This is a genomic window from Solwaraspora sp. WMMA2056, assembly GCF_030345095.1.
In the GTDB taxonomy this organism is placed as follows: Bacteria; Actinomycetota; Actinomycetes; order Mycobacteriales; family Micromonosporaceae; genus Micromonospora_E.
The window spans coordinates 177431-202273 of record NZ_CP128360.1 but is presented as its reverse complement, the minus strand read 5'-3'; the positions used below and the strand labels follow the sequence as shown (position 1 = coordinate 202273).

Annotated in this window: 20 protein-coding genes, 1 tRNA gene and 1 pseudogene; 13 read left to right on the top strand and 9 right to left on the bottom strand. The window is 70.7% G+C overall.

Annotation, left to right across the window (positions count from 1 at the left end):
• Positions 1 to 39: 39 nt before the first annotated feature.
• The 5 genes from O7608_RS00970 to O7608_RS00950 all read right to left on the bottom strand — a co-directional run bounded on the left by O7608_RS00970 (position 40) and on the right by O7608_RS00950 (position 5024).
• Positions 40 to 666, bottom strand: a complete 627-nt coding sequence (locus O7608_RS00970; RefSeq protein ID WP_289208196.1) for a hypothetical protein — start codon at positions 664 to 666, stop codon at positions 40 to 42.
• Between the two features lie 5 nt (positions 667 to 671).
• Positions 672 to 1544 (bottom strand): carbohydrate ABC transporter permease, encoded by an 873-nt coding sequence (locus tag O7608_RS00965; RefSeq protein ID WP_289208195.1) that lies wholly within the window; start codon positions 1542 to 1544, stop codon positions 672 to 674.
• Positions 1544 to 2533: a carbohydrate ABC transporter permease gene (locus tag O7608_RS00960; RefSeq protein WP_421357900.1), complete on the bottom strand. Its 990-nt coding sequence runs from the start codon at positions 2531 to 2533 to the stop codon at positions 1544 to 1546. The genes O7608_RS00965 and O7608_RS00960 overlap by 1 nt, the downstream gene beginning before the upstream one ends.
• Positions 2534 to 2621: 88 nt before the next feature.
• Positions 2622 to 3971, bottom strand: a complete 1350-nt coding sequence (locus O7608_RS00955) for an ABC transporter substrate-binding protein (protein ID WP_289208193.1) — start codon at positions 3969 to 3971, stop codon at positions 2622 to 2624.
• Between the two features lie 18 nt (positions 3972 to 3989).
• Positions 3990 to 5024, bottom strand: a complete 1035-nt coding sequence (locus O7608_RS00950; protein WP_289208192.1) for a LacI family DNA-binding transcriptional regulator — start codon at positions 5022 to 5024, stop codon at positions 3990 to 3992.
• A gap of 278 nt (positions 5025 to 5302) precedes the next feature.
• On the opposite strand from O7608_RS00950, the gene O7608_RS00945 reads away from it, so the two are divergent.
• The 6 genes from O7608_RS00945 (at position 5303) to O7608_RS00920 (ending at position 13692) form a co-directional block, all read left to right on the top strand.
• A complete protein-coding gene (locus O7608_RS00945; protein ID WP_289208191.1) occupies positions 5303 to 6631 on the top strand; it encodes a Gfo/Idh/MocA family protein in 1329 nt (442 codons plus the stop codon).
• Positions 6632 to 6682: 51 nt separating this feature from the next.
• Positions 6683 to 8170 carry a glucuronate isomerase gene (gene uxaC, locus O7608_RS00940; protein WP_502959205.1) on the top strand — a complete coding sequence of 496 codons (1488 nt, stop codon included), beginning with the start codon at positions 6683 to 6685 and terminating at the stop codon, positions 8168 to 8170.
• Complete coding sequence (locus O7608_RS00935; protein ID WP_289208189.1) at positions 8167 to 9477, top strand: enolase C-terminal domain-like protein; 1311 nt, start codon at positions 8167 to 8169, stop codon at positions 9475 to 9477. The genes uxaC and O7608_RS00935 overlap by 4 nt, the downstream gene beginning before the upstream one ends.
• Positions 9468 to 10961 carry a mannitol dehydrogenase family protein gene (locus tag O7608_RS00930; RefSeq protein WP_502959162.1) on the top strand — a complete coding sequence of 498 codons (1494 nt, stop codon included), beginning with the start codon at positions 9468 to 9470 and terminating at the stop codon, positions 10959 to 10961. Before O7608_RS00935 ends, O7608_RS00930 begins: the two co-directional genes overlap by 10 nt.
• Positions 10962 to 10981: 20 nt before the next feature.
• The gene (locus O7608_RS00925) at positions 10982 to 12169 is read left to right on the top strand and encodes a Gfo/Idh/MocA family protein (protein ID WP_289208187.1); all 1188 of its coding nucleotides are present in this window, start codon (positions 10982 to 10984) and stop codon (positions 12167 to 12169) included.
• 179 nt (positions 12170 to 12348) lie between these two features.
• Positions 12349 to 13692 (top strand): pectate lyase family protein, encoded by a 1344-nt coding sequence (locus O7608_RS00920; protein ID WP_289208186.1) that lies wholly within the window; start codon positions 12349 to 12351, stop codon positions 13690 to 13692.
• Between the two features lie 133 nt (positions 13693 to 13825).
• Here the strand turns inward: O7608_RS00920 and O7608_RS00915 are convergent, their stop codons facing one another.
• Positions 13826 to 14914 carry an ABC transporter ATP-binding protein gene (locus O7608_RS00915; RefSeq protein ID WP_289208185.1) on the bottom strand — a complete coding sequence of 363 codons (1089 nt, stop codon included), beginning with the start codon at positions 14912 to 14914 and terminating at the stop codon, positions 13826 to 13828.
• Positions 14915 to 15249: 335 nt separating this feature from the next.
• Between O7608_RS00915 and O7608_RS00910 the strand changes: the two genes are divergently transcribed.
• Positions 15250 to 15326 (top strand) — tRNA-Thr (locus O7608_RS00910).
• Positions 15327 to 15667: 341 nt separating this feature from the next.
• Positions 15668 to 16372, top strand: coding sequence for a hypothetical protein (locus tag O7608_RS00905; RefSeq protein WP_289208184.1), 705 nt, complete (start codon positions 15668 to 15670; stop codon positions 16370 to 16372).
• A 29-nt stretch (positions 16373 to 16401) separates the two neighbouring features.
• Here O7608_RS00905 and O7608_RS00900 read toward each other — a convergent pair whose 3' ends face one another.
• Positions 16402 to 17949, bottom strand: a complete 1548-nt coding sequence (locus O7608_RS00900; RefSeq protein WP_289208183.1) for a hydroxysqualene dehydroxylase — start codon at positions 17947 to 17949, stop codon at positions 16402 to 16404.
• A gap of 105 nt (positions 17950 to 18054) precedes the next feature.
• Between O7608_RS00900 and O7608_RS00895 the strand changes: the two are divergent.
• Positions 18055 to 19958 (top strand): annotated as a pseudogene (locus O7608_RS00895) (potassium channel family protein); the annotation flags it as partial.
• Here O7608_RS00895 and O7608_RS00890 read toward each other — a convergent pair.
• Positions 19846 to 21066, bottom strand: a complete 1221-nt coding sequence (locus tag O7608_RS00890; protein ID WP_289208182.1) for a DUF4032 domain-containing protein — start codon at positions 21064 to 21066, stop codon at positions 19846 to 19848. The pseudogene O7608_RS00895 and the gene O7608_RS00890 sit on opposite strands and share 113 nt — an antisense overlap.
• Before the next feature lie 149 nt (positions 21067 to 21215).
• Here O7608_RS00890 and O7608_RS00885 point away from each other — a divergent pair, with 149 nt between their 5' ends.
• From O7608_RS00885 to O7608_RS00875, 3 genes are all read left to right on the top strand, one after another.
• The gene (locus O7608_RS00885) at positions 21216 to 21986 is read left to right on the top strand and encodes a phosphatase PAP2 family protein (protein ID WP_289208181.1); all 771 of its coding nucleotides are present in this window, start codon (positions 21216 to 21218) and stop codon (positions 21984 to 21986) included.
• A gap of 13 nt (positions 21987 to 21999) precedes the next feature.
• Positions 22000 to 22551: an HD domain-containing protein gene (locus O7608_RS00880; protein WP_289208180.1), complete on the top strand. Its 552-nt coding sequence runs from the start codon at positions 22000 to 22002 to the stop codon at positions 22549 to 22551.
• 259 nt (positions 22552 to 22810) lie between these two features.
• On the top strand, positions 22811 to 22948 hold the full coding sequence (locus tag O7608_RS00875; protein WP_289208179.1) for a site-specific integrase: 138 nt from the start codon (positions 22811 to 22813) through the stop codon (positions 22946 to 22948).
• Positions 22949 to 23431: 483 nt separating this feature from the next.
• Here the strand turns inward: O7608_RS00875 and O7608_RS00870 are convergent, their stop codons facing one another.
• The gene (locus O7608_RS00870; protein ID WP_289208178.1) at positions 23432 to 23890 is read right to left on the bottom strand and encodes an NUDIX hydrolase; all 459 of its coding nucleotides are present in this window, start codon (positions 23888 to 23890) and stop codon (positions 23432 to 23434) included.
• Positions 23891 to 23941: 51 nt separating this feature from the next.
• Here O7608_RS00870 and O7608_RS00865 point away from each other — a divergent pair, with 51 nt between their 5' ends.
• On the top strand, positions 23942 to 24706 hold the full coding sequence (locus tag O7608_RS00865) for a GntR family transcriptional regulator (protein WP_289208177.1): 765 nt from the start codon (positions 23942 to 23944) through the stop codon (positions 24704 to 24706).
• Positions 24707 to 24843: the final 137 nt, after the last annotated feature.

Here is a 24843-nt window from a genome sequence, read left to right as displayed (position 1 = left end):
GCCGCTGCCTGAGCCGCCGACTGATCCCGGCGTGACGTTCTACTGCTGCGGGTCGAGGCGGCGGCGCACGGCGTGCAGGCCGTGCAGGGTGTAGCCGAGCAGGATCGGTGCCAATACCGGGATGGTCAGGGCGCTGAGCAGGGCGGCCAGGCTGACCACCCCGGCGGCGGCCAGGACCGCCAGCGGCCGTCGTTCGGCGAGCCGCCAGGTACGGCGTACCGCCGCTCGCCAGCCGGCACCGGCCCGGCCGACCCCGATCCCGACCTCGACCACGACGAGGCCGGCGAAGCCGGCGACGAGCGCGGCCAGCACCAGGGTGCCGACCAGCATGACGGTGCCGCCGGGCACCACCCCGGCGGAGATCAGCACCGCGTTGCCGCCGAGTACGCCGATCGCGACGGCCGCCACGGCGGTGGCGGCGGCTCCGGGCAGCAGTGCCCGCCAGAAGCCGCCGGCCAGCTCCCGCAGGCTCGGCCAGTGGCCGTCGACCGTCCACCGGTGGATGGCGGTGCTGGCGGTGGCGACCGCCGCGCCCGCCGTCAGCACGGCGGCCGCGGCGAGCGCGGCGACGATGCCCAGCAGCGCCAGGTCGGTGGCGGCCCGCAGGGTGTCGCGCCAGTCGGCCCGAGCCGGGGCCGGGGTGTCCGGCCAGTCGGGTCGCGACACGGTGGTCACCCCTTGAGTCCGCTGGTGTTGATGCCCTGCACCAGCATTTTCTGGAACGCCAGGAAGAAAAGGAAGACCGGCAGCAGGGAGAGCACGGACATGGCGAACATCGGGCCGAGCGAGGTCTGCCCGGTGGAGTCGATGAACAGTCGCAGCCCGATCGGCACCGTGTAGCTTTCCACACTCGGCAGGTAGATCAGCTGGGTGAGGAAGTCGTTCCAGGTCCAGATGAACGAGAAGATCGCCGTGGTGACCAGCGCCGGACGGGCCAGCGGCACGATGACGTACCGGAACACCCCGAACGGCGAGCAGCCGTCGATCTTGGCGGCGTCGTCGAGGTCACGGGGGATGCCCCGCATGAACTGGACCATCAGGAAGACGAAGAACGCCTCGGTGGCCAGCAGCTTCGGCACGATCAACGGCAGTGGGGTGTCGATCCAGCCGAACGTGTTGAACATGATGTACTGCGGCACGATCAGCACGTGGCTGGGCAGCAGCAACGTACCGATCATGATTGCGAACCAGACCTTGCGGGCCCGGAACCGCAGCCGCGCGAAGGCGTACGCCGCCAGCAGGCAGGAGACCGCGTTGGCGACCACCGTGGCGCTGGCGATCACCGTGCTGTTCCAGAAGAACCGGCCGAACGAGATGTTGCGCAGGTAGTTCCAGCCGTCCGGGTAGTTGGCCCAGGTCGGGTCCTGCGGGATGACCGACAGGTTGCTGGCCACCTCGGTCGGCGACTTCAGCGACGAGCCGACCACCCAGATCAGCGGGTAGAGGACCACGACGAGGATGGCGACCAGGATCGCCACCCGGGCGACGGTGCGCACGCCGGTGCCGGCCCGGCGTCGGGTGTACGGAGCAGCCTGGGATGTCATCAGTCGTTGTCTCCGTCCGAGTAGTGCACCCAGAACCGCCCGGTGCTGAAGAACAGCACCGTGATCAGGCCGATCGCGATCAGGAAGACCCAGGCCAGCGCGGACGCGTACCCCATCTGGAACTCGGTGAAGCCCTTCTCGTAGAGGTACAGCGTGTAGAGCATGGTCGAGTCGACCGGGCCACCGGTGCCGTTGCTGATCACGAAGGCGGCGGTGAATCCCTGGAACCCGTTGATGGTCTCCAGCACCAGGTTGAAGAAGATCACCGGGGAGAGCATCGGCAGGGTCACGTTGAAGAACTGCCGGACCTTGCCGGCACCGTCGACCGAGGCCGCCTCGTACAGCTCGGTCGGCACCTGCTTGAGCCCGGCCAGGAAGATCACCATCGGGGCGCCGAACTGCCAGATGGCCAGCACCATCAGGGTCTCCAGCGCCCACGCCGGGTCGTTGACCCAGGGCCGGCCGGTGATGCCGAACAGGGCGAGGAAGTCGTTGAACGCGCCGTCGCCGCTGAACATGGCCCGCCAGATCAGCGCCAGCGCGACGCTGCCGCCGAGCAGCGACGGCAGGTAGAACAGGCTGCGGAACAGCCCGACGCCGCGGACCTCACGGTTGAGCAGCAGCGCGACGCCGAGGGCGGCGGCCAACTTCAGCGGTACGGCGACGAACGCGAAGAGCAGCGTGACCCACACCGAGTGGCGGAACGTCTGGTCGTTGACGAACAGGTCCCAGTAGTTCTCGAAGCCCACCCATTCGACGAACTCCCAGGACGACAGGATGTCGTAGTTGGTGAAGCTCAGGTAGAGCGAGAACAGCATGGGGAAGGCGGTGATCGCCATCAGCCCCAGCAGCCACGGGGAGAGGAAGACGTACCCGGCCAGCCCTTCGCCGTGCCGGCGGCTGGCGCCCGGGGCGCTGCCGCGCCGCTTGACGGTGCGGGCCGGGGGAGTAGTGCTCGTGGCCGGGGCGGGTTTCGTGGTCATGGCCACGATCGGGGTCCTTTCTGGGTGTCAAGGGTCGTGGTGCCCACGGCGAGTCCACCGTGGGCACCACGACCGTGCGCCGGTCCGGCCCGGACTACTTCAGGGTGGCTTGCGCCTGTCGGAAGAACTCGGCGGCGGCGTCAGCCGGGCTGGCCTGGCCGTAGGTGACGCTCTCGGCGACGGTGACCAGGGTGGAGCGCAGCGGGCCGTGGCCCTGCGGTGGCGGCGCGGGTGCCGGGCCCATCTGCGGGATCAGCTCGTTCTCGAACGCGACGGTGGCGGTCATGTACGGGTCGTCCAGGCCGGCCTGCACGGTCTCCCGGTTGTCCAGGTTGGATGGCAGGCCCCGGTCGACGCCGAGGATGGCGGCCGCCTCCGGGTCGTTGGCCAGGAAGTCGATGACGTCCGCGACGACCTCCGGGTGGTCGGTCGCCCGGGAGCCCGCCCAGTACAGCGACGCCCGCGCCCACTGGCCCTTCGGGTCGCCGGGGTACGCGACGATGCCCAGCTCGTTGGTGGTCGACTTGCCCAGCTCGGCGAGCTGGTTGGACCACATGAACGAGGTGGCTCCCTTGCCGGTCACCACCAGCTGGTCGGCGACCCCGCCGCCGACGGCCTCGTGCACGATGTCGGCCGGCGGGGTGGCGCCCTTGGCCCGCGCGTCGACCCACATCTCGAACCAGGCGACCAGGTCGGCCTCGGTGAAGGCCAGCTTCGGCCCGTCGTAGAACTCCTTGCCCTGCGAGCGCAGCCAGAGCCAGAGCGCCTTGTAGTCGGCGCTGGGGTCCATCGCGCCCCAGTAGTCGCCGCCGGCCTTCGTGCTCAGCTCGGCCGCCCAGGCGATGAACTCGTCGTACGTCCAACCGGTCTGCGGCTCTTCCATCCCGTACTCGGCGATCTTGGTCTTGTCGTAGACCAGGGCCGGGGTGTTCTCGCCGGCGGCGACCGCGACCTGCTTGCCGTCGATCTGCCCGTACTGGGTCAGGCTCTCCGGGTGGTTGCTCAGGTCGATGTCGCCCGATTCCACGAACGGCGTCAGGTCCAGGGTGACGTTGCGGCCGGCGTACTCGGCCAGGCCGTTGTCGTCGATCTGGAAGATGTCCGGGGCGTTGCCGCCGGCGGAGATGGTGGCCAGCTTGTCGTAGTAGCCGGTGAACGCCTGCCAGGTCGGGTTGATGGTGACGTTCGGGTTCTTCTCCTCGTACAGGTCGAGGGCCTGTTCGGTGAGTTCCGCGCGGGCCTCGCCGCCCCACCAGAAGAACTCGATGGTGACCGGGGCGTCGGGGTCGGTCGATGCCTCGTCGTCGCCGCAGGCGGCGACGCCGAGGACCAGCGGCACGACGGCCGTGGCGGCGATGCCGCGCAGCAGGCGGCGTCGACCAAAGGGGGTACGGTGAGCACGCGTGGCAGGCGTGTTTGCCGTCGGTGATGTAGCGGGGTGCATTGCGCTCACTCCTTGGGGTTAGGAGGCGACATCGGCCGGCGCGGCGGCAGCCGCGTCGCCCGGGTCCGCATGGCGGTGCGGTTCCGGGCCCGTCGAGTCGCGGATGACCAACTCGGTCTGGAGCGTTACCTGGGCGGTGGTGCGACGGTCGTCGCCATGCTGGAGCAGCATGTCGACGGCCGCCCGGCCGGCGGCCGCGTTGGGTGTGGCCACCGTCGTCAGTTTGGGCCGGGTGAGCCGGCTCAGCGCGATGTCGTCGATGCCGACCACGCTGATGTCGCGGGGCACCGCGATCCCGTGTGCGTCGAGCCCTTCGATCAGGCCGATCGCCATCAGGTCGTTGTAGGCCAGGACGGCGGTGACGTCGGCGCGGCGGACCTGGTCCGCCGCGGCGATGCCGCCGCCCTCGGTGGGCGGGTTGGGGCCGAGCACGGTCAACGTGACATCGGTCGAGCGGACCGCGGCGGTCGCGGAGCGGCGGATCTCCCGGTTGGTCCATGAGCCGCGCGGGCCGCCGAGCAGGGCGATCCGGCGGTGGCCGAGGCCGATCAGGTGCTCCACGGCGAGCCGGGCGCCCTGGCCGACGTCGATCACCACGTTCGGCAGGCCGGTCACCTGCCGGTTGATCACCACCAGCGGTACGTCCCGGCTGAGCTGCTCGATCAGGCTGTTGCTCATCCGGGGGCTGCACAGCAGCACCCCGTCGACCTGCTTGGCGAGGGCGTGGACCAGCTCCTCCTCGACCGCCGGGTCCTCGTTGGTGTCGGTGACGAAGATGTGGTAGTCGCGGTGCCGGGCCTGGCTCTCCGCCGCCTTGATCAGCGGTGGGAAGAACGGGTTGGCGATGTCGGCGACGATCAGCCCGATGTTGTGCGTACGGCCGGTGATCAGCGCGCGGGCCGCCCGGTTGGGGCGGTAGCCGAGGTGTTCCGCACAGGCCAGCACCCGGCTGCGGGTCTCCGGGTTGACCAGGTGCGGGGCCGAGAACGTGCGGGACACGGTGGAGATGTGCACTCCGCAGGCCCGGGCGACGTCTCGAATGGTGGCTGGCACGCGCGGTCCTTGGGGTCGAAGCGGTGCACCGGCCCGGCGGGCGCGGACGGTGACCGGTGTGTGGCTGGGGTCACGTGGTCCGCCAATTAATGCAAACGGTTGCTCAGGTGTCAACGGTCTTCGATTGCGTATTTGTTGCGGCGACGGTCCTGCGGAGTGTTCATAACCTCGCGTTAGCGGATGAATCGGACCGGTTGCCGAGCGGGCATTGACGAGAGTGTTGGTCTCGTGGCAACTTCGGCTGCAAACCTTTGCAGCCAACCGGAGGCGGAGCAGCGATGTCCCCAGAACCCGATCGGCGGCTGCGCTACGCGCTCGTCGGCACCGGCGCCCGCGCCGAGATGTTCGTCCGCGCCCTGGTGCTCGACCACCGCGACACCGCCGAGCTCGTCGCCTTCGCCGACAGCAACCAGGCCCGGATGGACGCGCACAACGCCTGGCTGGAGGAGCTCGGCCGCGACGCCGTCGCGACGTACCCGGCCAGCGAATTCGTCACCATGCTCGGCAAGGAACGGGTCGACGTCGCACTGGTCACCACCGTCGACCGGGTGCACGACGAGTACATCGTCGCCGCCCTGCACGCCGGCTGCGACGTGATCACCGAGAAGCCGATGACCGTCGACGTGCCCCGCTGCCAGCGGATCCTCGACGCGGTCGCACAGACCGGGCGCAGCGTGCAGGTCGCCTTCAACTACCGCTACAACCCGTTGCACGAACGGGTCCGCCAGGTCCTCGCCGACGGCGAGATCGGCGAGGTCGGCTCGGTGCACTTCGAATGGCTGCTCGACGTGCGCCACGGTGCCGACTACTTCCGCCGCTGGCACCGCGACAAGGCCAACTCCGGCGGGCTGATGGTGCACAAGGCAAGCCACCACTTCGACCTGGTCAACTGGTGGCTGGACGCGGCCCCGGTGCAGGTCTACGCGGCCGGCCGGCTGTTCTTCTACGGCGAGTCCGGCCGCCGCCACGGCTACGCCCGCGACTACGACCGGGCGCACGGCGAGGTCGCCGCCGCCGGTGACCCGTTCGCCCTGCAACTGGCCGCCCACCCCCGGCTGCGGGCGCTCTACCTGGAAGCCGAGGCCGAGGACGGCTACCACCGTGACCAGAATGTCTTCGCCCCCGGAGTGACCATCGAGGACGACATGTCGGTGCTGGCCACCTACTCCACCGGGGCCACGATGACGTACCACCTCACCGCGTACGCCCCCTGGGAGGGCTACCGGGTGATGTTCAATGGCAGCCGGGGTCGGCTCGAGCTGGAGGTGGTGGAGAGCGACTTCGTCAGCCCGTACGCCGCCGGTGAACTCAAGGGTGCCGCGTTGCACGGCGTCCAGGCGGCGGTCGAGGAGGGCTGGGCCAAGATCACTGTCCGGCCGTTCTGGGAGCAGCCCCGGCAGGTGCCGGTCGCCGGCTACACCCGGACCGGCCACGGCGGGGCCGACGCCAAGATGACCGCCGTGCTCTTCGGCGGCGCGACCGACCCGATGGGCCGGGGTGCCACCGCCCGCGACGGCGCGCTCGCCCTGCTCACCGGCCTGGCCGCGAACCGGTCCTTCGAGACCGGCCAACCGGTGCGGGTCGCCGACCTGCTCACCGTCGACTGACCGGCGACCTTCCCGACCCTGCCTGACCGCGAGGAGCCTGCTTCCGTGTCCCTGCAACCCGACCCGGCATCCGCGAGCGCCGGCCCGCTGGCCGACCAGCTGTTTCCGGCCGAACCCACCCAACGGGCGATCGCCCGCGAGCTCTACGGCTACGCCCGGCACCTGCCGATCATCTCCCCGCACGGCCACGTCGACCCGGCGATCCTCGCCGACGACGAGCCGTTCCCGGACCCGGCCCGGCTGCTCGTCGTACCGGACCACTACGTCACCCGGATGCTGCTCAGCCAGGGCATCCCGCCGGGCGACCTCGGCGTACCGCTGCGGGCCGGGATTCGGGCCCGGCCGCCGGCCGGGGACGGCGACTACGCCGCCGAGACCGACGGGCGGGCCATCTGGCGTCGGCTCGCCGCCAACTGGCACCTGTTCCGGGGCACCCCGTCACGGCTGTGGCTGGAGAAGACCTTCGCCGAGGTGTTCGGGGTGACCGTCGGGCTGAGCGCGCAGACCGCCGACGAGGTCTACGACACCATCGCGGCGCGGCTGGCCGAGCCGGCGTACCGGCCCCGGGCCCTGTTCGACCGCTTCAACATCGAGGTGCTGGCCACCACCGAGTCGCCCCTGGACGACCTCGGCCGGCACGCCAAGCTCGCCGCCGACGGCTGGGGCGGCCCCGGCGGGCGGGTGATCACCACGTTCCGGCCGGACAACGTCGTCGACTTCGAGTTCGACGGCTGGGTCGACAACGTCGCCGCCCTCGGCGTGATCACCGGAACGGACACCGGCACGTACGCCGGTTTCCTCGACGCCCTGCGCTCCCGCCGGCAGGCCTTCGTCGCCGCCGGCGCGACCAGCTCCGACCACGGCCACCTGACCGCCCTCACCCTGCGGCTGGACCAGCGCGAAGCCGCCGAACTGTACGACCGGGGGCTGCGCGGCGTCGCCACCGCCGCCGACGCCGAGGCGTTCCGGGCGCACATGCTCGTCGAGTTCGCCCGGATGTCCATCGAGGACGGCATGGTGATGCAGCTGCACCCCGGCTCGGTGCGCAACCACAACAAGTGGCTGTACGCCACCCACGGCCGCGACGTCGGCGGCGACATCCCGCAGGCCACCGAGTACCTGCACGCGCTGACCGCGCTGCTCGACGCCTACGGCAACGACCCGAGGCTGCGGATCGTCGTCTACACCCTCGACGAGTACACCTTCACCCGGGAGCTCGCCCCACTCGCCGGTGGGTACGCCGCCCTCTACCTCGGCGCCCCCTGGTGGTTCCTGGACTCCCCGGAGGTGCTGCGCCGGTTCCGGGAGGCGGTCACCGAGACCGCCGGCTTCTACAACACCGCCGGCTTCGTCGACGACACCCGGGCGTTCTGCTCGATCCCGGCCCGCCACGACGTGGCCCGCCGCATCGACGCCGGCTACCTGGCCCGGCTCGTCGCCGAGCACCGGCTCAGCCTCGACGAGGCCGCCGAGACCATCGTCGACCTGGCGTACCGCCTGCCCAAGCGGGTCTTCAAGATCGGGGAAAAGTTGTCATGAGCGTCACCATCACCGGCGTCGACGTGCACGACGTACGGTTCCCGACCGCCGCCGCCGGCGACGGCTCGGACGCGATCAACCGGGGCGACTACTCGGCCACCTACGTCGAACTGCGCACCGACGCGCCCGGCGGGGTCTTCGGTGCCGGCTTCACCTTCACCAACGGCCGCGGCAACGAGATCACCTGCGCGGCGGTACGCGCGTTGGCCCACCACGTCACCGGCCGGACCGTCGCCGAGATCGTCGCCGAACCGGTCGCCTTCTGGCGCTCACTCACCGCCGACGTGCAGCTGCGCTGGCTCGGGCCGGAGAAGGGCGTCATCCACATGGCGTCCGGCGCGCTGGTCAACGCCGTCTGGGACCTGCGGGCCAAGCTGGAGGGCAAGCCGCTGTGGCGGCTGCTGGCCGAAATGCCGACCGACGAGCTGGTCGCCAGCATCGACTTCCACCACATCAGCGACGCGATCACCCCCGACGAGGCCGCCGCGATCCTGGACAAGGGGCTGGTCGGCCAGGCCGACCGGCTCGCCGAGCTGCAGCGCGACGGGTTCCCGTCGTACACCACCTCGGTCGGCTGGCTCGGCTACCCCGACGACAAGGTCCGCGCGTTGACCCGGGCGGCGTACGCCGACGGGTGGCGGGCGATGAAAATGAAGGTCGGCGGCCCGATCGACGACGACGTCCGCCGGGCGCGGATCATCCGCGCCGAGATCGGCCCGGACGCGCTGCTGATGATGGACGCCAACCAGGTGTGGGACGTCGACGAGGCGATCGCCAACATGGCCCGGCTGGTCGAGGTCGACCCGTACTGGATCGAGGAGCCGACGCACGCCGACGACGTGCTCGGCCACGCCCGGATCGCCGCCGCCGTCACCGAACTGTCCGACGGGCGCTGCCGGGTCGCCACCGGCGAGGTCGCCGCCAACCGGGTCATCTTCAAACAGCTGATGCAGGCCGAGGCGATCCGGGTCTGCCAGATCGACGCGTGCCGCATCGCCGGGGTCAACGAGGTGCTGTCGGTGATCCTGCTGGCCGCCAAGTTCGGCGTACCGATCTGCCCGCACGCCGGTGGCGTCGGCCTCTGCGAGTACGTGCAGCACCTGGCGATCTTCGACTACCTGCGGGTCGGCACCTCGCTCGACGGGCGGATGGTCGAGTACGTCGACCACCTGCACGAACACTTCGTCGACCCGGTCCGCACCCGGGGCGGGCGCTACCTGGTGCCCGACCAGCCCGGCTACAGCGCCACCATGAAGCCCGCGTCGATCGCCGAGTTCTCCTTCCCGGACGGGCCGGTGTGGCGGTGAACGGCGACATCCCGCTGCTCGGCCTGGGCACCCTCGACCGGGTACCGACGGCCAGCCGGCCACTGATCCGCCCCGGCGACGTCGGCGCCGGCATCGTCCACCTCGGACTCGGTGCGTTCCACCGGGCCCATCAGGCCGTCTACACCGAGCGGGCGATCGCCGCCGCCGGCGGCGACTGGGGCATCGTCGGCGTCGCCCCGCGCAACGTCGACGTGGTCCGCCGGCTCACCGACCAGGACGGCCTGTTCAGCGTCACCACCTTGTCCGCCGCCGGCGCGCAGACCAAGGTAGTCGGCGCGTTCGCCGGGGTCCGGCACGCCGCCAGCGACCCGACGGCGATCGTGGCGCTGCTGGCCGACCCGGCGATCCGGGTGGTCACGTTGACGGTGACGGAGAAGGCGTACCAGCTGGACCCGGTCACCGGCGAGCTGCGCCCGGACGAGGCCGTCGCCGCCGACCTGAGCACCGACCGGCCGCCGACGACCGTGCCCGGCCTGCTGCTGCGCGGGCTCGCCGCCCGGGCCGCCGCCGACGCCGGCCCGATCGCCCTGGTCAGCTGCGACAACCTGCCGTCCAACGGCCACCGGCTGCGCGGCCTGGTCCACGAGGCCCTGGCGTACGCGAAAGTGCCCGACGCGACCACCGACTGGGTGCACGCCCACGTCACCTTCCCCGGCACCATGGTCGACCGGATCGTGCCGGCCGCCACCGCGCAGACCCTGGACACCGCCGCTTCGGCGCTCGGGGTGCGGGATCTGGCGGCGATCGCCGGGGAACCGTACTCGCAGTGGGTGGTCGAGGATGACTTTCCCGGCGGCCGGCCCGCCTGGGACCGGGCCGGTGCGGTGCTGACCGGCGACGCCGGCCCGTGGGAACGGCTCAAGCTGCGCGCCCTCAACGGCGTCCACTCGGCCATCGCCTACCTCGGGGCGCTGGCCGGGCAGGAGACCATCGCCGAGACGCTGCGGCTGCCCGGCCTGGCCGACGTGCTGCGGCGGATGATCGCCGAGGACGTCGCGGCCAGCTTCACCCCACCCGACGGGGTGTCGGTGATCGGGTACGGCGAATCGGTGCTGGACCGCTTCGCCAACCCGGCGATCCGCCACCGCACCATCCAGGTGGCGATGGACGGGTCGCAGAAGCTGCCGCAGCGGGTGCTGCACACCATCGCCGACCGGCGGGCGGGCGGGCACTCGGCGTACTGGTCGGCGCTGGTCGTCGCGGCCTGGATGCGGTTCGTCCAGGGCCGGGCCGACGACGGCGCGGCGCTGCCGCTGGACGACCCGCTGGCCGGGCGGATCCGTGCCGCGCTGGCCACAAGCACCGGTACGCCCGCCTCGGTGGTGCCGGCGCTGCTCGGCCTGACCGAGATCTTCCCGCCCGAGCTGGCCGTCGACGAGCAGGTCCGGCGCGACATCGTGACCTGGCTGACCGCGCTGGACACCCACGGGGCGGCCGGTACGGTGACCGGCGCGGCGACCTGACCCACCGGAGGTTCCCGAACGTGACGAACACCCCGCCCCGGGTGGCCCTGATCGGTGCCAACGGCCACGGCCTGTGGCACCGGCGGCAGATCGCCCCGCTGCACGCCGCCGGTGCGCTGCGTCTGGTCGGCCTGGTCGACGTACGGCCGGTGACGCCGGCACCGGACGCGCCGATTCCCGACGACGTCGAGGTGTCGACCGACCATCGGCAGTTGCTGGAGCGGACCAGCCCGGACGTGGTGGTGATCTGCACGCCGCCGTACACGCATCTGCCGATCGCCCTCGACGCGCTCGCCGCCGGCGCCGACCTGCTGCTGGAGAAGCCGCCGGTGGTGAACCTCGACGAGCACCGGCGGCTCGCCGAGGCCCTGGACCGGCACGGCCGGGTCTGCCAGGTCGGCTTCCAGGCCCTCGGGTCGGCGGCCCTGGCCGAGCTGACCCGGGCGGCGACCGACGGCCGGCTCGGTACGGTCACCGGCATCGCCACGGTCGCCGCCTGGCAGCGCGACGACGCCTACTACCAGCGGTCGCCGTGGGCCGGGCGGCGCAGCGTCGACGGCCGGCCGTCGCTGGACGGGGCGTTGGCCAACCCGTTGGCGCACGCCACCATGCAGTGCCTGGCGGTGGCCGCTGCGGTGGGCGGCGGCCGGCCGGTGCTGGTCGAGCTGGAGCGCTACCGGGTGCGCCCGATCGAGGTCGACGACACCGCGTCGATGCGGATCACGCTGGACTCCGGGCTGTCGATCGTGGTCGCGGTGACCCTGGCCGGGGAGGACTTCATCGCCGGTGAGGTGCTGGTGCACGGCACGGCCGGCACCGCCGTGCTGGAGTATCCGACCGACCGGCTGCGGCTGCCCGGCGAGGCGGCGATGCGGCTGGTGCCGGGGCGGACCGGGCTGTTGCAGAATCTGCTGGCGCACCGGCGGGACCCGGGCGGCGTACCGCTGATCGCCCCGCTGGCGCGGACCGCGCCGTTCACCGAGGTGCTGGCGGCCGTGCAGGCCGCGCCGGCACCCCGGCTGGTCGACGCCGCGCACGTGGTCGCCACCGGCACCGCCGGGGCCGACCGGGTGGTGACGATCAGTGGGATCAACGGGATCGTCCGGCGCAGCGCCGTCGAGATGTCGCTGTTCGCCGAGCACGAGGTGCCCTGGGCGGTACGGCCACAGCGGATCCGACTGGGACGGGAGGTGCCCGCCGGCGGCTGAGTCCTTGCAAATCGGCAGCCACATCGGTAGTGAGAAAATCGGACGAAATGTCACCGACCTCGGCGAATATTCGCCGGGTAAACAAATTGTGCCCGATTAATCTGCAAACAATCTGCAAACGAAGTCCATTGACTTGCTTCTTCGTGAGATTTTATCGTGTGGCAATGCGACTTAGGAGAATGACCGCCGTTGTCGTCGGAGTGGCGCTCGTGGCCGTGCTGCCGGCGACGGCGGCCGTGGCGGGTGCCGGCAGGGACTCCGACCGGCTGTCCTGGGCGGCCCGGCACCTGGGCCGGCAGGTGCTGCCGGCCAACGACGGCTGGGCCGCCGCAGGTCCCGGCACCACCGGCGGTTCGTCGGCTGCCGCCGACGACGTCCACGTCGTCGACAGCCGGGCCGAACTGATCGCCGCGCTCGGCGGGGACAACGCCACCAACCGGACCAACGATACTCCGAAGATCATCTATCTGAAAGGCGCGATCAACGGTTTCGAGGGGCCGGATGGTGCACTGCTGAACTGCGCCGACCTGGCCGACCCCGAATACGATTTCGACGAGTTCCTGGCCACCTACGACCCGGCGGTGTGGGGGCGGGTCAACCCGAGCGGCCCGCTGGAGGACGCCCGCCGACGGTCGGTCACCAATCAGACCCGGCACACCCAGATCAACGTGGGCCCGAACACCACCATCATCGGCCTGCGCGGCGCGCGGCTGCACAATCTCACCCTGATGGTCGACAGCGCCAACAACGTCATCGTCCGCAACGTCGTCTTCGACGACGCGTACGACTGTTTCCCGGCCTGGTCGCCGAACGACGGCGAGGCCGGCAACTGGAACTCGCAGTACGACCTGATGTCGGTCCGCCGCTCCGAGAACGTCTGGGTCGACCACAACACGTTCACCGACGGCGACAACCCGGACAGCGCCCAGCCGGTCCACTTCGGTCGACCGCTGCAGGTGCACGACGGGGCACTCGACATCACCCACACCGCCAGCCTGGTCACCGTCTCGTACAACCGGTTCGACGGCCGCGACAAGGTCATGCTGATCGGCTCGTCGAACACCGTCGGCCCGGACGTCGGCCGGCTCAACGTGACCCTGCACCACAACGTCTTCGACGGCAGCCTGCAACGCCTGCCCCGAATCCGGTTCGGTCAGGTCGACATCTACAACAACCACTACCAACTGCGCGGCGACGGATTCGAGTACGCCGTCGGCGTCGGCGTGCAGGGCGCGCCGTACCTGGAGAACAACGCGTTCGAACTCGGCGCCGGGATCACCACCGCCGACCTGCTCTACGACTGGGGCGGCACGGTGGTCAGCGAGCAGGGCAGCTGGGTCGCCCAGGGCCACCGGCCACTGCGGCCGGCCAGCCTGCTCGCCGCGTACAACGAGGTCAACGACCCGGACCTCGGCGCGGACGCCGGCTGGACGCCGACCCTGCGGCACGGGCCGGTGCTGCCGGCCGCCGTCGTCCCGCTCTACACCGCGCTCACCGCCGGAGCCGGCAAGCTGCCGGTCTGACCCGGCTCCCTGCAGAGACCCCCGCGGGCAGTGGCGGCCCCGCTGTCCGCGGGTCCCACAACCGGACGGCCGGCCTCCCCGAAGCGGGGAGGCCGGCCGTCCGTGCCGCGTAAAGCCCGGTGTTCCGGAGACCTCAGAGGCGGTGGCCGTTGGTGGCGTGGAACGCGTGGTGCTGACCCGGCCGGGGCCGGACGAACACGGTGTCGTTCATCGCCGGCATGTGCCGCCGGTCGGTCCGCACCACGAACCGCTCGGAGCTGCCGTCCAGGGTCGCGTGGCCGTAGACGTTGGCGTCCGAACCGAGGTCCTCGACCAGTTCGACGACCATCGGCATGCCACCCTCGGTCGCGCCGACCAGGTCGCAGTCCTCCGGCCGGAAACCGACGGTGACCCGGTTGTTGCCACCGGCCTTCGCCGCCTCGATCTGCTCCCGGCTCAGCTGCACGACCATCTCGGCGAAGACCGCGCCGTTGTCGGTCAGCGGAACGGTCTTGATGTTCATCGCCGGCGAACCCATGAAGCCGGCGACGAACACGTTCGCCGGTGCGTCGTACAGGTTCCGGGGGGTGTCGACCTGCTGAAGTTCGCCGTCGAGCAGCACCGCCACCCGGTGACCCATCGTCATCGCCTCGACCTGGTCGTGGGTGACGTAGACGGTCGTGACACCGAGGCTGGCCTGCAGCGAGGCGATCTGGGTACGGGTCTGCACCCGCAGCTTCGCGTCGAGGTTCGACAGCGGCTCGTCCATCAGGAAGACCTGCGGCTCCCGGACGATCGCGCGGCCCATCGCGACCCGCTGACGCTGACCACCGGAGAGCGCCTTCGGCTTGCGGTTGAGGTACTCCTCCAGCTGCAGCAGGGCCGCGGCCTTCTTGACCCGCTGGTCGATCTCCGCCTTCGAGGTCCGGCGCAGCTTCAGCGCGAAGGCCATGTTCTCGTACACCGTCATGTGCGGGTAGAGCGCGTAGTTCTGGAAGACCATCGCGATGTCGCGGGCCTTCGGCGGCAGGTGCGTGACGTCGCGGTCGTCGATGAGGATGCGGCCCTCGTCGACGTCCTCCAGGCCGGCGAGCATCCGCAGGCTGGTGGACTTACCACAACCGGAGGGGCCGACCAGCACCAGGAACTCGCCGTCGCCGATCTCGAGGTTCAGCTTGTTGACGGCGGGGCGTTCGGTGCCCGCGTAGATGCGCGACGCCTGTTCGTACGTGACCGTAGCCATGGTCGATGCTTCCTTTCACCGGCAGGAACGTGCCGGACGATCCGAGTGAAGGAGCGGCCGGCGCCGTACGCCGGCCCACGCGTGGGCACGCAGCCGCCTGGCGTCGTGTCGCACGTGTCACGCCACGGTAAACGGGTTTTGCCCGGCTGCCAAGGCCGGGACGGGCTACCGTTACCGCTGATTCCGGACTTAACGGAAACCATGGTGGTGTATGCCACCCCGGCCGGCCCATCCGGACGCCCGCACCGCCCCGTACAACGGGAAAGATCGATCGGACAGACCGGCCGATGCGGCGGTAACGCCACGTCAGTGGCTATGCTGACCCCGGAACACCTGCCCCTGTAGCTCAGTTGGCCAGAGCACTCGCCTTGTAAGCGAGATGTCGCCGGTTCGAGCCCGGCCGGGGGCTCCAGCACCACGAGGGTGATGTCACCCTCCGTTACGACGCTCTCTCGGTGTACCGGTTCGGCCGGTATTCCTCTGGGGAATGATTATTCCTCACAGGTATACCGGTCTGCCGCAGTACCGGTCCGTCCGACCGGCCGGGCCGGCCGGCGACAGCCCGTCGGTGTGCAGGCCTTCCCACTCCTGATCACGAGTTGGCCGCGATCGCGGCCCGGCGGCGGTCGCGGGGCGATCGTTTGTCGCTCGGCGTCGCTAGGATCAGCCGTCCCGCACAGCCGGCGCTCAGGTGGTTCTCACCGTCGGCGGTCCGCGGGCACGGGGAATCTCTTATCTAGGAGCAGGTGGAACATGTCCGACCCCTCGCAGCCGCAGCAACCCGCTGGCCCGACCGGGCAGCCGATGCCGCCGGCTGGCGTTCCGATGGATCCGGCGTACGGCGGTCAGCCCGTCGCGCCGATGGCCGCGCCGCCGAAGAAGTCCAAGGCCGGGAAGATCATCCTGATCGTTCTCGCCGTCGTGCTGGTGCTCTGCCTCGGCGGTGCGACGGCGATCTACTTCCTGGTCCGTGACACCGTCGACGAGGTCGTCCAGGCCAGCCAGACCCGGCTCGTCACCCCGGAGACCCTGGCCGGCCGGGCGCTGAGCACCGATCCGGAGTTCCAGTCCCTGGCCGAGGAGGTGGCCACCGGGCTGAAGACCGACGTGCCCGAGTCGTCCAGCACGATCGGCGCGTTCTACGGCGACATCGAGCAGGAAGACCTGATCATGATCGCCGGGGCGTCCGGCATCATCGCCGATCCCGACCAGGAGTTGGCGGACGCGACCAACGGCGACGCCATGGGCTTCGGCATGACCAACGTGACCGACGTGGACGCCGGCCCCAAGGGCGGCTCGGCGCGGTGCGGTGACGCCGACCTCGAAGGCATCCCCGGCGGGGTCTGCGTCTGGACCAGCCGCGGTGCCCTGGTGATGTACGTGTTCTACTTCAGCACCGGCGAGGAGGCCGCCGCCGAGCTGGTCACCATCCGGGACGCGGTCGAGCAGACCAGCTGATCACCACCCCGGCCGGCGGCCCACCATCGTCATCGGTGGGCCGTCGACCGGGTACGGGCCAGCAGCCCGTACCGGCGGATCGCCCGCAGTGGCTCGGTGGCCGCACCCTCCCGGCGCAGGATGTGGTTCGCGGCGAGGATTCCGGTCACCGCCGCCCGTTCCATCAACGCACTCGGCACGTCGGTGCCGATCCCGTCGCCGGCGAGGAAGAGCCCGTCGGCGTCGGTGACCACCCCGGGCCGCCGGTGGGCCGCCCCCGGCGCGAACGCCGGCGCCTGGGCCTCGACCCGGGCCCGGACCTGCCGCACCGGCAGCGCCGCCACCTCCGGCCAGAGGGTCACCAACTCGGTCCGCATCCGTTCGGCCAGCACCTCGGCGGGCACCTGCTCCGGGCAGGCGTACGCGTGCAGCTCCAGCACCGCCCCCCGGTGCCGCTGCGCCCACTGCCGGGCCTGGTGCTCCAGCCGGTGATAGAGGGTGACCGAGTCCAGCGTCGGCTGCCGCGATACTCCACAGAAGACCGGTCGGTCGGCGGCGACGTCACCGTCGAGCCAGAACCGGGCGACCGCGTACGGCGGCCCGACGCCCAGCCCGCCGACCTGATCGGCCAGCGTCGGCGCGTCCTGCGCCAACCGGGGCGACTCGGCCAGCAGCGCCCGCAACGCCGGCGGGTCGACGGCCAGAACCACGTACCGGGCGGTGTGCGCGGCACCGGAGGCGCACCGCACCTGCCAACCGTTGGCCCGACGCGGGGTGACGCCGCGTACCTCGTCACCGGTGACCACCCGACCACCGTGCCGGCGCAGATGCTCCTGCAGCGGCTGCCAGATCGCGGTGTCGTAGTCACGGTCCGGGGCGTCGAAGCCGAGCCCTTCCGGGTTGCCCAGGAAGTAGAAGTGAAAGCTGGCGACCAGTTCGGCGGCGGACATGTCGCGTTCGTGGTTGAAGAACGAATGCGAGAAGACCTCGAACAGCATCGCCCGCGCCCGGTCCGGCAGCCGCAGCGAGTCCAGCAGGTCGGCCGCGCTGCGCCCGTCGAGGTCCTGGTAGGTCCGCTCCGGATGGAAGGCCAGCAGCGGCAGCGCCGCCGCCCGGTCCATCTCGCGCAGCTGCCGCAGCCGCAGGCTCGGGCTGCGCAGCAGCAGCGCCAGCAGGTTGACCGGCGGGGTGGTCGGCAACCGGCCGAACTCCTCCGGCGGCCACTGCGCCGACCACACCGGATACCCGTCGACCGGGTGCAGCATGCCCAGCGCCGGATCGGCGCGGCGCAGAATCGACCGCCAGTTGTAGTACTGCCGGAAGAAGGCGTGGAAGCCGTGGTCGACGGGTTGGACGGTGCCGTCGTGGAGCGTCTCCGGCCAGGCGGCGAGCCGTCCGCCGAGCTGCGCGGCGCGTTCCAGCACGGTCACCCGTACGCCGCGTTCGGCGAGCACGATCGCCGCCGACATGCCGGCGATGCCGCCACCGACCACCAGGGCGTCGGTGCCGGCGGCGACCTGATCGGTGCCGGTCGCGTCGGCCGGCGACACCTCGGCCCGTACGCCGAACATCCGGCCGACCGCTCGGGACAGTCCCACCGCTCCTCCTGACGACGCCGGTGCGTCCAGTGTGCCGGTCACTGTGGCGCGGCGAGCGGCTTTACGGTCACCCCGCGCGTGCCGCGGGTTACTACCATCCCGGGCATGGTTGCCGACCCCTGGCGTGACCGGGCCCGCCGCGTGGGCGGCCGGTGGCGTGGCACCGCCGACAACCGTCCGCACTACATCGTCTGTGGGCAGGACCCGCTGGCGTACCGCGTGGTCGGTGAGCTGGTCGCGGCGTCGGCACTGGTCACGGTGATCGTGCCGACCCGGCCTCGGCCGGACGGCCCGGACATGCGGTCGATCAAGGGGATCCGGCTGTTGCGGGCCGACCGGCTCACCGAGCGGACGTTCCGCAGCGCCGGGCTGGCCGGTGCCCGGGGGCTGGCCCTGCTCGACCAGGACGACGTCGGCAACATCGACGCCGCGCTCTGCGCCCAGGAGGTCGAGCCGAACCTGCGGGTGGTGATGCGGATGTTCAACACCCGGCTCGGTAGCCGGGTGAAACGCCTGTTCGCCGACTGTGAGGTGCTCTCCGACGCGTCGATGGCGGCACCGGCGTTCGTCGCGGCGGCGCTCGGTGTGGTGTCGCCGACCCACTTCCGCCACGGCGGCCGGACCCTGCACGTGGCCCGCCGTGACGAGGTCCGCCCGGAGCATGTCGTGTGCGGGCTGGCCGACCTGCGCGACCCTGGCCACCCACGGGTGCTGCCGGCCGACGCCGACAGCGCCGACCTGGTGCTGGCCGAGGCGGCCGGGGCGCAGGTGGGGCCGGTGCCGGCGGCCCGGGCGGATCGCCCGCGCCCGGCAGCGGGCGCGGATCTGGCGCAACCCGGTACGAGCGCTGCGTTCGTTCGCCACCCGGAAGATCGGCATGGCGACTCTCGGCGTACTGGCCGTGGTGGTGGTCTTCGGTGTGCTGCTGTCGCGGGCGGAGGGGGTCAGCGTCGCCCAGGCGGTCTACCTGACCGTGGTGATGACCCTCAGCGGCGCCGATCCGGATCTGGGCAAGTCGGCGGCGGTCCAGGTGATGCAGGTGGTGCTCAGCCTGGCCGGGCTGGCGTTGATTCCGCTGCTCACCGCCGCCGTGGTCGACGGGGTGGTGAACGCCCGGCTGGCGCTGACCGACGGGCGGGCCCGCCCGGAGCGGATCGGCCACGTCGTGGTGGTCGGGTTGGGAAACGTCGGCACCCGGGTGATGTGGCAACTGCACGACCTCGGCGTCGAGGTGGTCGGCGTCGACACCGATCCGCAGGCGCGGGGAGCGGCGGTCGCCCGGGACATCGACGTGGCGGTGGTCATCGGTGACGGTTCCCAGGTCGAGACGCTACGCAGTGCCTCGGTGCAGACCTGCCGGGCGCTGGTGGTGGTCTCCACCGACGACGTGACGAACCTGCAGGCGGCGCTCTACGCGCGGGAGCTGAACCCGGACGTCACCGTCGTCCTGCGGCTGTTCGACGGCGACTTCGCCGGACGGATCCAGCGGGCCTTCAACATCGGGGTCTCCCGCAGCGTGTCGTACCTGGCGGCGCCGGCGTTCGCGGCGGCGCTGATGGACCGGGAGGTGATCGCGACGATCCCGGTGAGCCGGCACGTGCTGCTGGTCGCCGAGGTGATCGTCGCGCCGGGGTCGGTGCTCGACGGGCAGACCCTGGCCGCGGTCGGCACCAACCCGGGGGTACGGGTCATCGCGTTCGCCCAGTTCGGCGAGCCGGGCCCGATCTGGTTGCCGGCGGCCGGCTACCGGCTGCACGCCCGGGACCGGATCACCGTGGTGGCCCGCCGCTCCGGGTTGAGCTGGCTGCTCAAGCAGGCGGCGGACCCGACGGACGAGGCCGACGAACAGCCCTGACCGCGCCGCACCGACCCGTCGTCGCCTGACCGCGCCCGGTCTCAGCCGACCGGCACCTCTGCGCCGAGCACCGCCTGCTCGTCCGGGTAGTGCACCAGCACGTCGGCGAGGAACGACTGGACCGCCGGGGCCAGCCCCACGTCCCGGCCGGCCTGCTCGGACAGCCGCCAGCGGTGTTCGATGACCTGCGCGAACAGCTCCGACGGCTCGACCTTGCGGCGCAGGTGGGCGGGGACCGCGCGGACCACCGGCTCGAACACCTCGGTCAGCCAGCGGTGCGACGCCTGCTGCTCGTCGGTCAGGTCGCTCTCCGCCCGGTACGCGTCGAGGTCGTTGAGCAGCCGGCGGGCCTGGTTCTCCTCGGCGTCGAGCCCGGTCAGGCGCAGCAGCCGGCGGCTGTGGTAGCCGGCGTCGACGACCTTGGGGCGGACGAGGTAGGAGCCGCGGTCGACGACCGACATGGCCACTTCGGCGACGTCGAAGCCGAGCTCGTTGAGCCGGCGGATCCGGCGTTCGATGTCGTGCCGCGACTCGCGTTCGACGTGCTGCTCGTAGGTGATCTCGTGCCAGAGGCGTTCGTAGCGGGCGACGACCTCCTCGGCGACCGTCTCCGGGTCGATCGACTCGTGCAGCAGGCCGGCGGCCTGCAGGTCGAGCGCCTCGCCGAAGATGTTGACCCGGGCGATCTCCAGATCCTCGCCGCGTTGCCCGTTGGACAGGCTGGGCCGCAGCGCCCCGGTCTCGGCGTCGACCAGGTACGCGGCGAACGCGCCCGCGTCCCGGCGGAACAGGGTGTTCGACAGTGAGCAGTCGCCCCAGAAGAAGCCGGTCAGGTGCATCCGGACGATCAGCGCGGCGAGCGCGTCGAGCAGCCGGGCCAGCGTCTCCGGGCGCAGCTGGTTGGAGAACAGCGCCCGGTACGGCAGGGAGAACTGCAGGTGCCGGGTGATCAGTACCGGGTCGAGGGGCTCGCCGTCGGCGTCGGTGCGGTCGGCGACGATCGCCACCGCCTCGACGGACGGGAAGTCGATCCGTTCCAGGGCGCGCAGCAGGTCGTACTCGCGTTCGGCGACCCGTTCACCGGTCTCCTTGACCGCGTAGACGGTGCCGGCGAGTTTGACGAACCGGACGACGTGCCGCGAGATGCCCTGCGGCAGTGCCACCAGGTGGTCGGCAGGCCACTGCTCCAGCGGTGTCGACCAGGGCAGGTCGAGCAGCGCCGGGTCCACAAGGGCCGAGGTGATCCGCACGGGATCAAGCATGACGGGTACGCCGCCGCGATGCCGCCTGCCGTGGCTCGGCTAACACTCGTGATTCGTCCGTTATTGATGGCATTTGTAGGGTCCCGCCGCCATCCTGTCGCCACCGCGACACGACAATGTCACGCCCGGCGTTCGGTAACCTGGCCGGCGTGCCCGACGCCACCGCCTCCCGCCCGTCCGCGCAGCTGGCCGACGCGCGACGGCGGCCGACACCGACGCCGGCCGGCTGGTGGTTCGACGTACTGCTGCTGGCGGCCCTGGCCGGGCTGACCGGGGCGCTGATCGCCGGTGTGTTCCTCGACACCGACGTGGCGGTACGCGACTGGGTCGAGGCGAACCGGCCACCGGTGGCGTACTGGGCGGCCCGAGTCCTCAACTACTTCGGCCAGGGCGGCTCGGTGCTGATCCCGGTCTCCAGCCTGCTCGCGCTCTGGCTGGGCCGGCGGGTCCGGTCGGTCCGGCCGGCGCTGCCGGTGCTCGCCGCCGTGGCGTCGACCTACCTCAGTGTCGGCGCGATGAAGGTACTGCTGCCCCGGGCCTACCCGCGCAACTTCGAGGACCCGTTCCCGGAGCGGCTGTTCACCGAGGCGACGCCGGCGATGGCGTACCCGTCGGGGCACGTCGCCAACGCCGTCATCTGGTACGCCGTGATCGCCCTGCTGATCACCGCGCTGCGCCGCTCGTACGGGCGGCCGGTGCCGGCCGGACGGCCGTTCCCCGGCTACTGGGCGCTGCGGCTGCTGCCCGCCGTCGTCATCTTCTGCACCACGGTCTACCTGGGCTACCACTGGCTGACCGACTCGGTCGCCGGGCTGCTGCTCGGCTGGCTGCTGCTGCGCCTGCTGCAGCGGGTGCCGTGGGACACCGTACGGCTGCCATGGGTGCGCGGCGGCCTGGACCGCCCCGCCGGCCTGTCCTGACCGCTGACGCTTCATGTCGGGGCTGGTGGCGCGAGCGGCTGAGCTTGCCGAGGAACGGTTGGCGGCGGCTCTGCCTCGGCGTTGGCGTCATGTGCAGGCCGTTGCCGGGAAGGCCGGCGAGGTCAGTCATGTCCTGGACCCGGCGGACGCTGAGGTTCTCGTCGCTGCCGCGTGGCTGCACGATGTCGGGTACGCCCCCGGGGTGGCCGATACCGGCCTGCATGCTCTCGATGGCGGGCGGTGGCTGCGCCGTGTCGGGGTGTCCGATCGAGTGGCGGCTCTGGTGGCTCACCATTCGTGCGCGCTGTTCGAGGCGGAGGAACGTGGCCTTCGGGACGAGTTGGCCGCTGAGTTCCCGCAGGAACAGTCGCTGACCGCTGATGCCCTCTGGTACGCGGACATGACGACGGGCCCGGACGGACACGATGTCGCCGTTGCGGACCGGCTGGCGGAGATCGAGCAGCGCTATGGCCCGGATCACCCGGTCACCAGGTTCTGGGTACGGGCCAGACCGACACTGCTGGAAGCCGTCGAGCGGATCACGGATCGGCTCGCGGTGTCCTAACCGATGTACGGCTTCGAACGCCCCTCATAGCCGTGATCGATGCGCAGCCGCATGGACGGTCGACGACGTGGTTGGGGTTGGTGTAGAAGCCGACGATGTGGGTCACTTTGATGTCAACCCCGGTTGCTGCGGCAAGCAGCCAAAGCCCGCTTCAGGTGCAGTTCGTGCACGCTGTTCTGCGCAACGCGCTCCAGCATACGAAGCGGGAAGAACTCGTCTCCCGCAACGTCGCCGAGCTGGTCCGGATTCCATCGCCCCGTTGAAGGTCGGCAAGGGGCTGTCGGTTGAACAGGTACGAGGTCTGCTCAAGGCTGCCGAGGGTCACCTGCTGTACGCGCTGTACGTGGTCGCCGCCACGATGGGATTCCGGCGCGGGGAACTGCTCGGGCTGCGCTAGAGTTCACTGCATACATCACCCGGTTCCCCTAGAGGGGCCGGGTTTTCTTTTGGATCGCGGCAGCAGGCCACTTGGCACTTCCACGCCGGTTTCCGGGTAGTCAACTGCTGAGGACGAGCCAAGATCACCGTCTCAGGGCCTCCCTCTCTGCACCGCGAGAAGCGATAGGGAGGCATCCACCCCCATCCCGTCTGCCGTCGACCCGCACACTGTGGATCGGGCCGCCGCCCGCCACGTCAAGACGGCTTGACGTGCGTATGGACGCGGGCGGGTCCGTCAGCGGTCTGCTCGGCTCACCCGGGTTGACGGCGGGCGGGATGGCTCCCGCGCGCCCGGTGCGGCGTGCGCTCGGCCACACCGCGCGGAGCGCGGGCCGACTTCGCCACGGCCCCGTCCGCTGCCTCGACGACCGCCCTGCTCGGGGGCCAACGACATGCAGGGAGATCTCTCGCAGCGCTGGGTGCAGCAGGCTGTTCAGGGGGGTCAGCGGGGCAGGGCGGCAACACCGGTAAGCAACGCGACACCATCGTGGGCGCGGACGGCCGGGCCGTCCTCGCGGAGCGCATCGAGGATCCGGACTGCGTAGGCAGGGTCCATCCGCTCCGTCACCGTGTCGGGTGTCCACCACTCGATCTGGCTCGTCTCGTCGGACGTCGAGAGAGTTCCCCCGGTGACCTCGGCGCGGAACATCAGCGCGACGATGCCACGGGGCATGTTCTTGTAGACGCCGGTGAGCCGAGTCGGCTCGACAACAAGGCCTGTCTCCTCCCAGACCTCGCGGCGTACGCCGTCCAGCACGGATTCCTCAAGTTCAAGCACCCCACCGGGCGGTTCCCAGTGGGCGTTGTCGCGACGTTGCGTCACCAGCACTCGCCCGGCTGAATCGACGATCACGGCAGCGACGCTGACGGAGTGTCTCGGGCTGCCGGTGGCATCGGTCATGGACGCAGGTTAACATGTTGTCAACACATGTATACCTCCTGGAGTCTGACGATGAGCATCCGCAAGATCGACCCTGCCAGTGACCGAGCGGTCTACCGGCAGATCGCGGACCACCTCCGCGAGGCGATCGAGCGGCATGATCTCGCGCCGGGCGCACAGCTTCCCTCGGAGAGCTCCCTGGTCAACGACTACGGGGTCAGCAGGGTGACCGCGCGCAGGGCGTTGTCGGTCCTCGTTACGGACGGTCTGGTGGTTGCCGAGCACGGCAAGGGCTGGTTCGTCCGACGTCGGCCACCGGTCAAGCGGCTTTCGTCGGACCGGTTTGCCCGGCGGAAGGAAGGCAAAGCGGCCTTCACCGTCGATATGGAGGCGAACGAGCGCAGGTTCACTGTCGAAGTGCTGCACGTGGGGACCGGTCAAGCCCCGGTTGAGGTGCTGGATCGGCTAGGGCTCCCACGCGGCAGTGAGGTAGTGGTCCGGCGCCGCCGGTACCTGGCCGAGGGCCAACCCATCGAGTACGCCACGTCCTACATCCCGATGGATATCGGTTCCGGTACACCGATCGCGGAGCCGAACCCTGGTCCTGGCGGCATCTACGCCCGCATGGAGGACCAGGGCTTCGTCTTCGAGCGGTACGACGAGGAGACAACCGCACGGATGCCCACTGAGGAAGAGGCAAGGATCCTCGCGTTGCCTGCCGGGTCACCAGTTCTGCACCTCGTGCGGACGGCGGTGGCGTCCGGTAGGCCTGTCGAGGTCTGCGACACCGTGATGGATGGTGCCGCATTCGTGCTCTTTTACTCCCTTCCGGCTTAAGGCCGCAAATTGGACGACGTTCGAGACATTGTTGACCGGCTACGTAGACTCGTGTACACATGTATTTGAGTGGTTGGCGTTTCGAGCTGTCGCCCCCAGGGGGCGCTCTGAACAGGAGGTCCGTTGTGAACCCGACC

Bases quoted from the DNA above. Each gene is read 5' to 3' on its own strand.
- O7608_RS00965 (WP_289208195.1), bottom strand. From the start codon at position 1,544: ATGACATCCCAGGCTGCTCCGTACACCCGACGCCGGGCCGGCACCGGC.
- O7608_RS00955 (WP_289208193.1), bottom strand. From the start codon at position 3,971: ATGCACCCCGCTACATCACCGACGGCAAACACGCCTGCCACGCGTGCT.
- O7608_RS00945 (WP_289208191.1), top strand. From the start codon at position 5,303: ATGTCCCCAGAACCCGATCGGCGGCTGCGCTACGCGCTCGTCGGCACC.
- O7608_RS00935 (WP_289208189.1), top strand. From the start codon at position 8,167: ATGAGCGTCACCATCACCGGCGTCGACGTGCACGACGTACGGTTCCCG.
- O7608_RS00920 (WP_289208186.1), top strand. From the start codon at position 12,349: ATGACCGCCGTTGTCGTCGGAGTGGCGCTCGTGGCCGTGCTGCCGGCG.
- O7608_RS00915 (WP_289208185.1), bottom strand. From the start codon at position 14,914: ATGGCTACGGTCACGTACGAACAGGCGTCGCGCATCTACGCGGGCACC.
- O7608_RS00905 (WP_289208184.1), top strand. From the start codon at position 15,668: ATGTCCGACCCCTCGCAGCCGCAGCAACCCGCTGGCCCGACCGGGCAG.
- O7608_RS00890 (WP_289208182.1), bottom strand. From the start codon at position 21,066: ATGCTTGATCCCGTGCGGATCACCTCGGCCCTTGTGGACCCGGCGCTG.
- O7608_RS00880 (WP_289208180.1), top strand. From the start codon at position 22,000: ATGTCGGGGCTGGTGGCGCGAGCGGCTGAGCTTGCCGAGGAACGGTTG.
- O7608_RS00870 (WP_289208178.1), bottom strand. From the start codon at position 23,890: ATGACCGATGCCACCGGCAGCCCGAGACACTCCGTCAGCGTCGCTGCC.
- O7608_RS00865 (WP_289208177.1), top strand. From the start codon at position 23,942: ATGAGCATCCGCAAGATCGACCCTGCCAGTGACCGAGCGGTCTACCGG.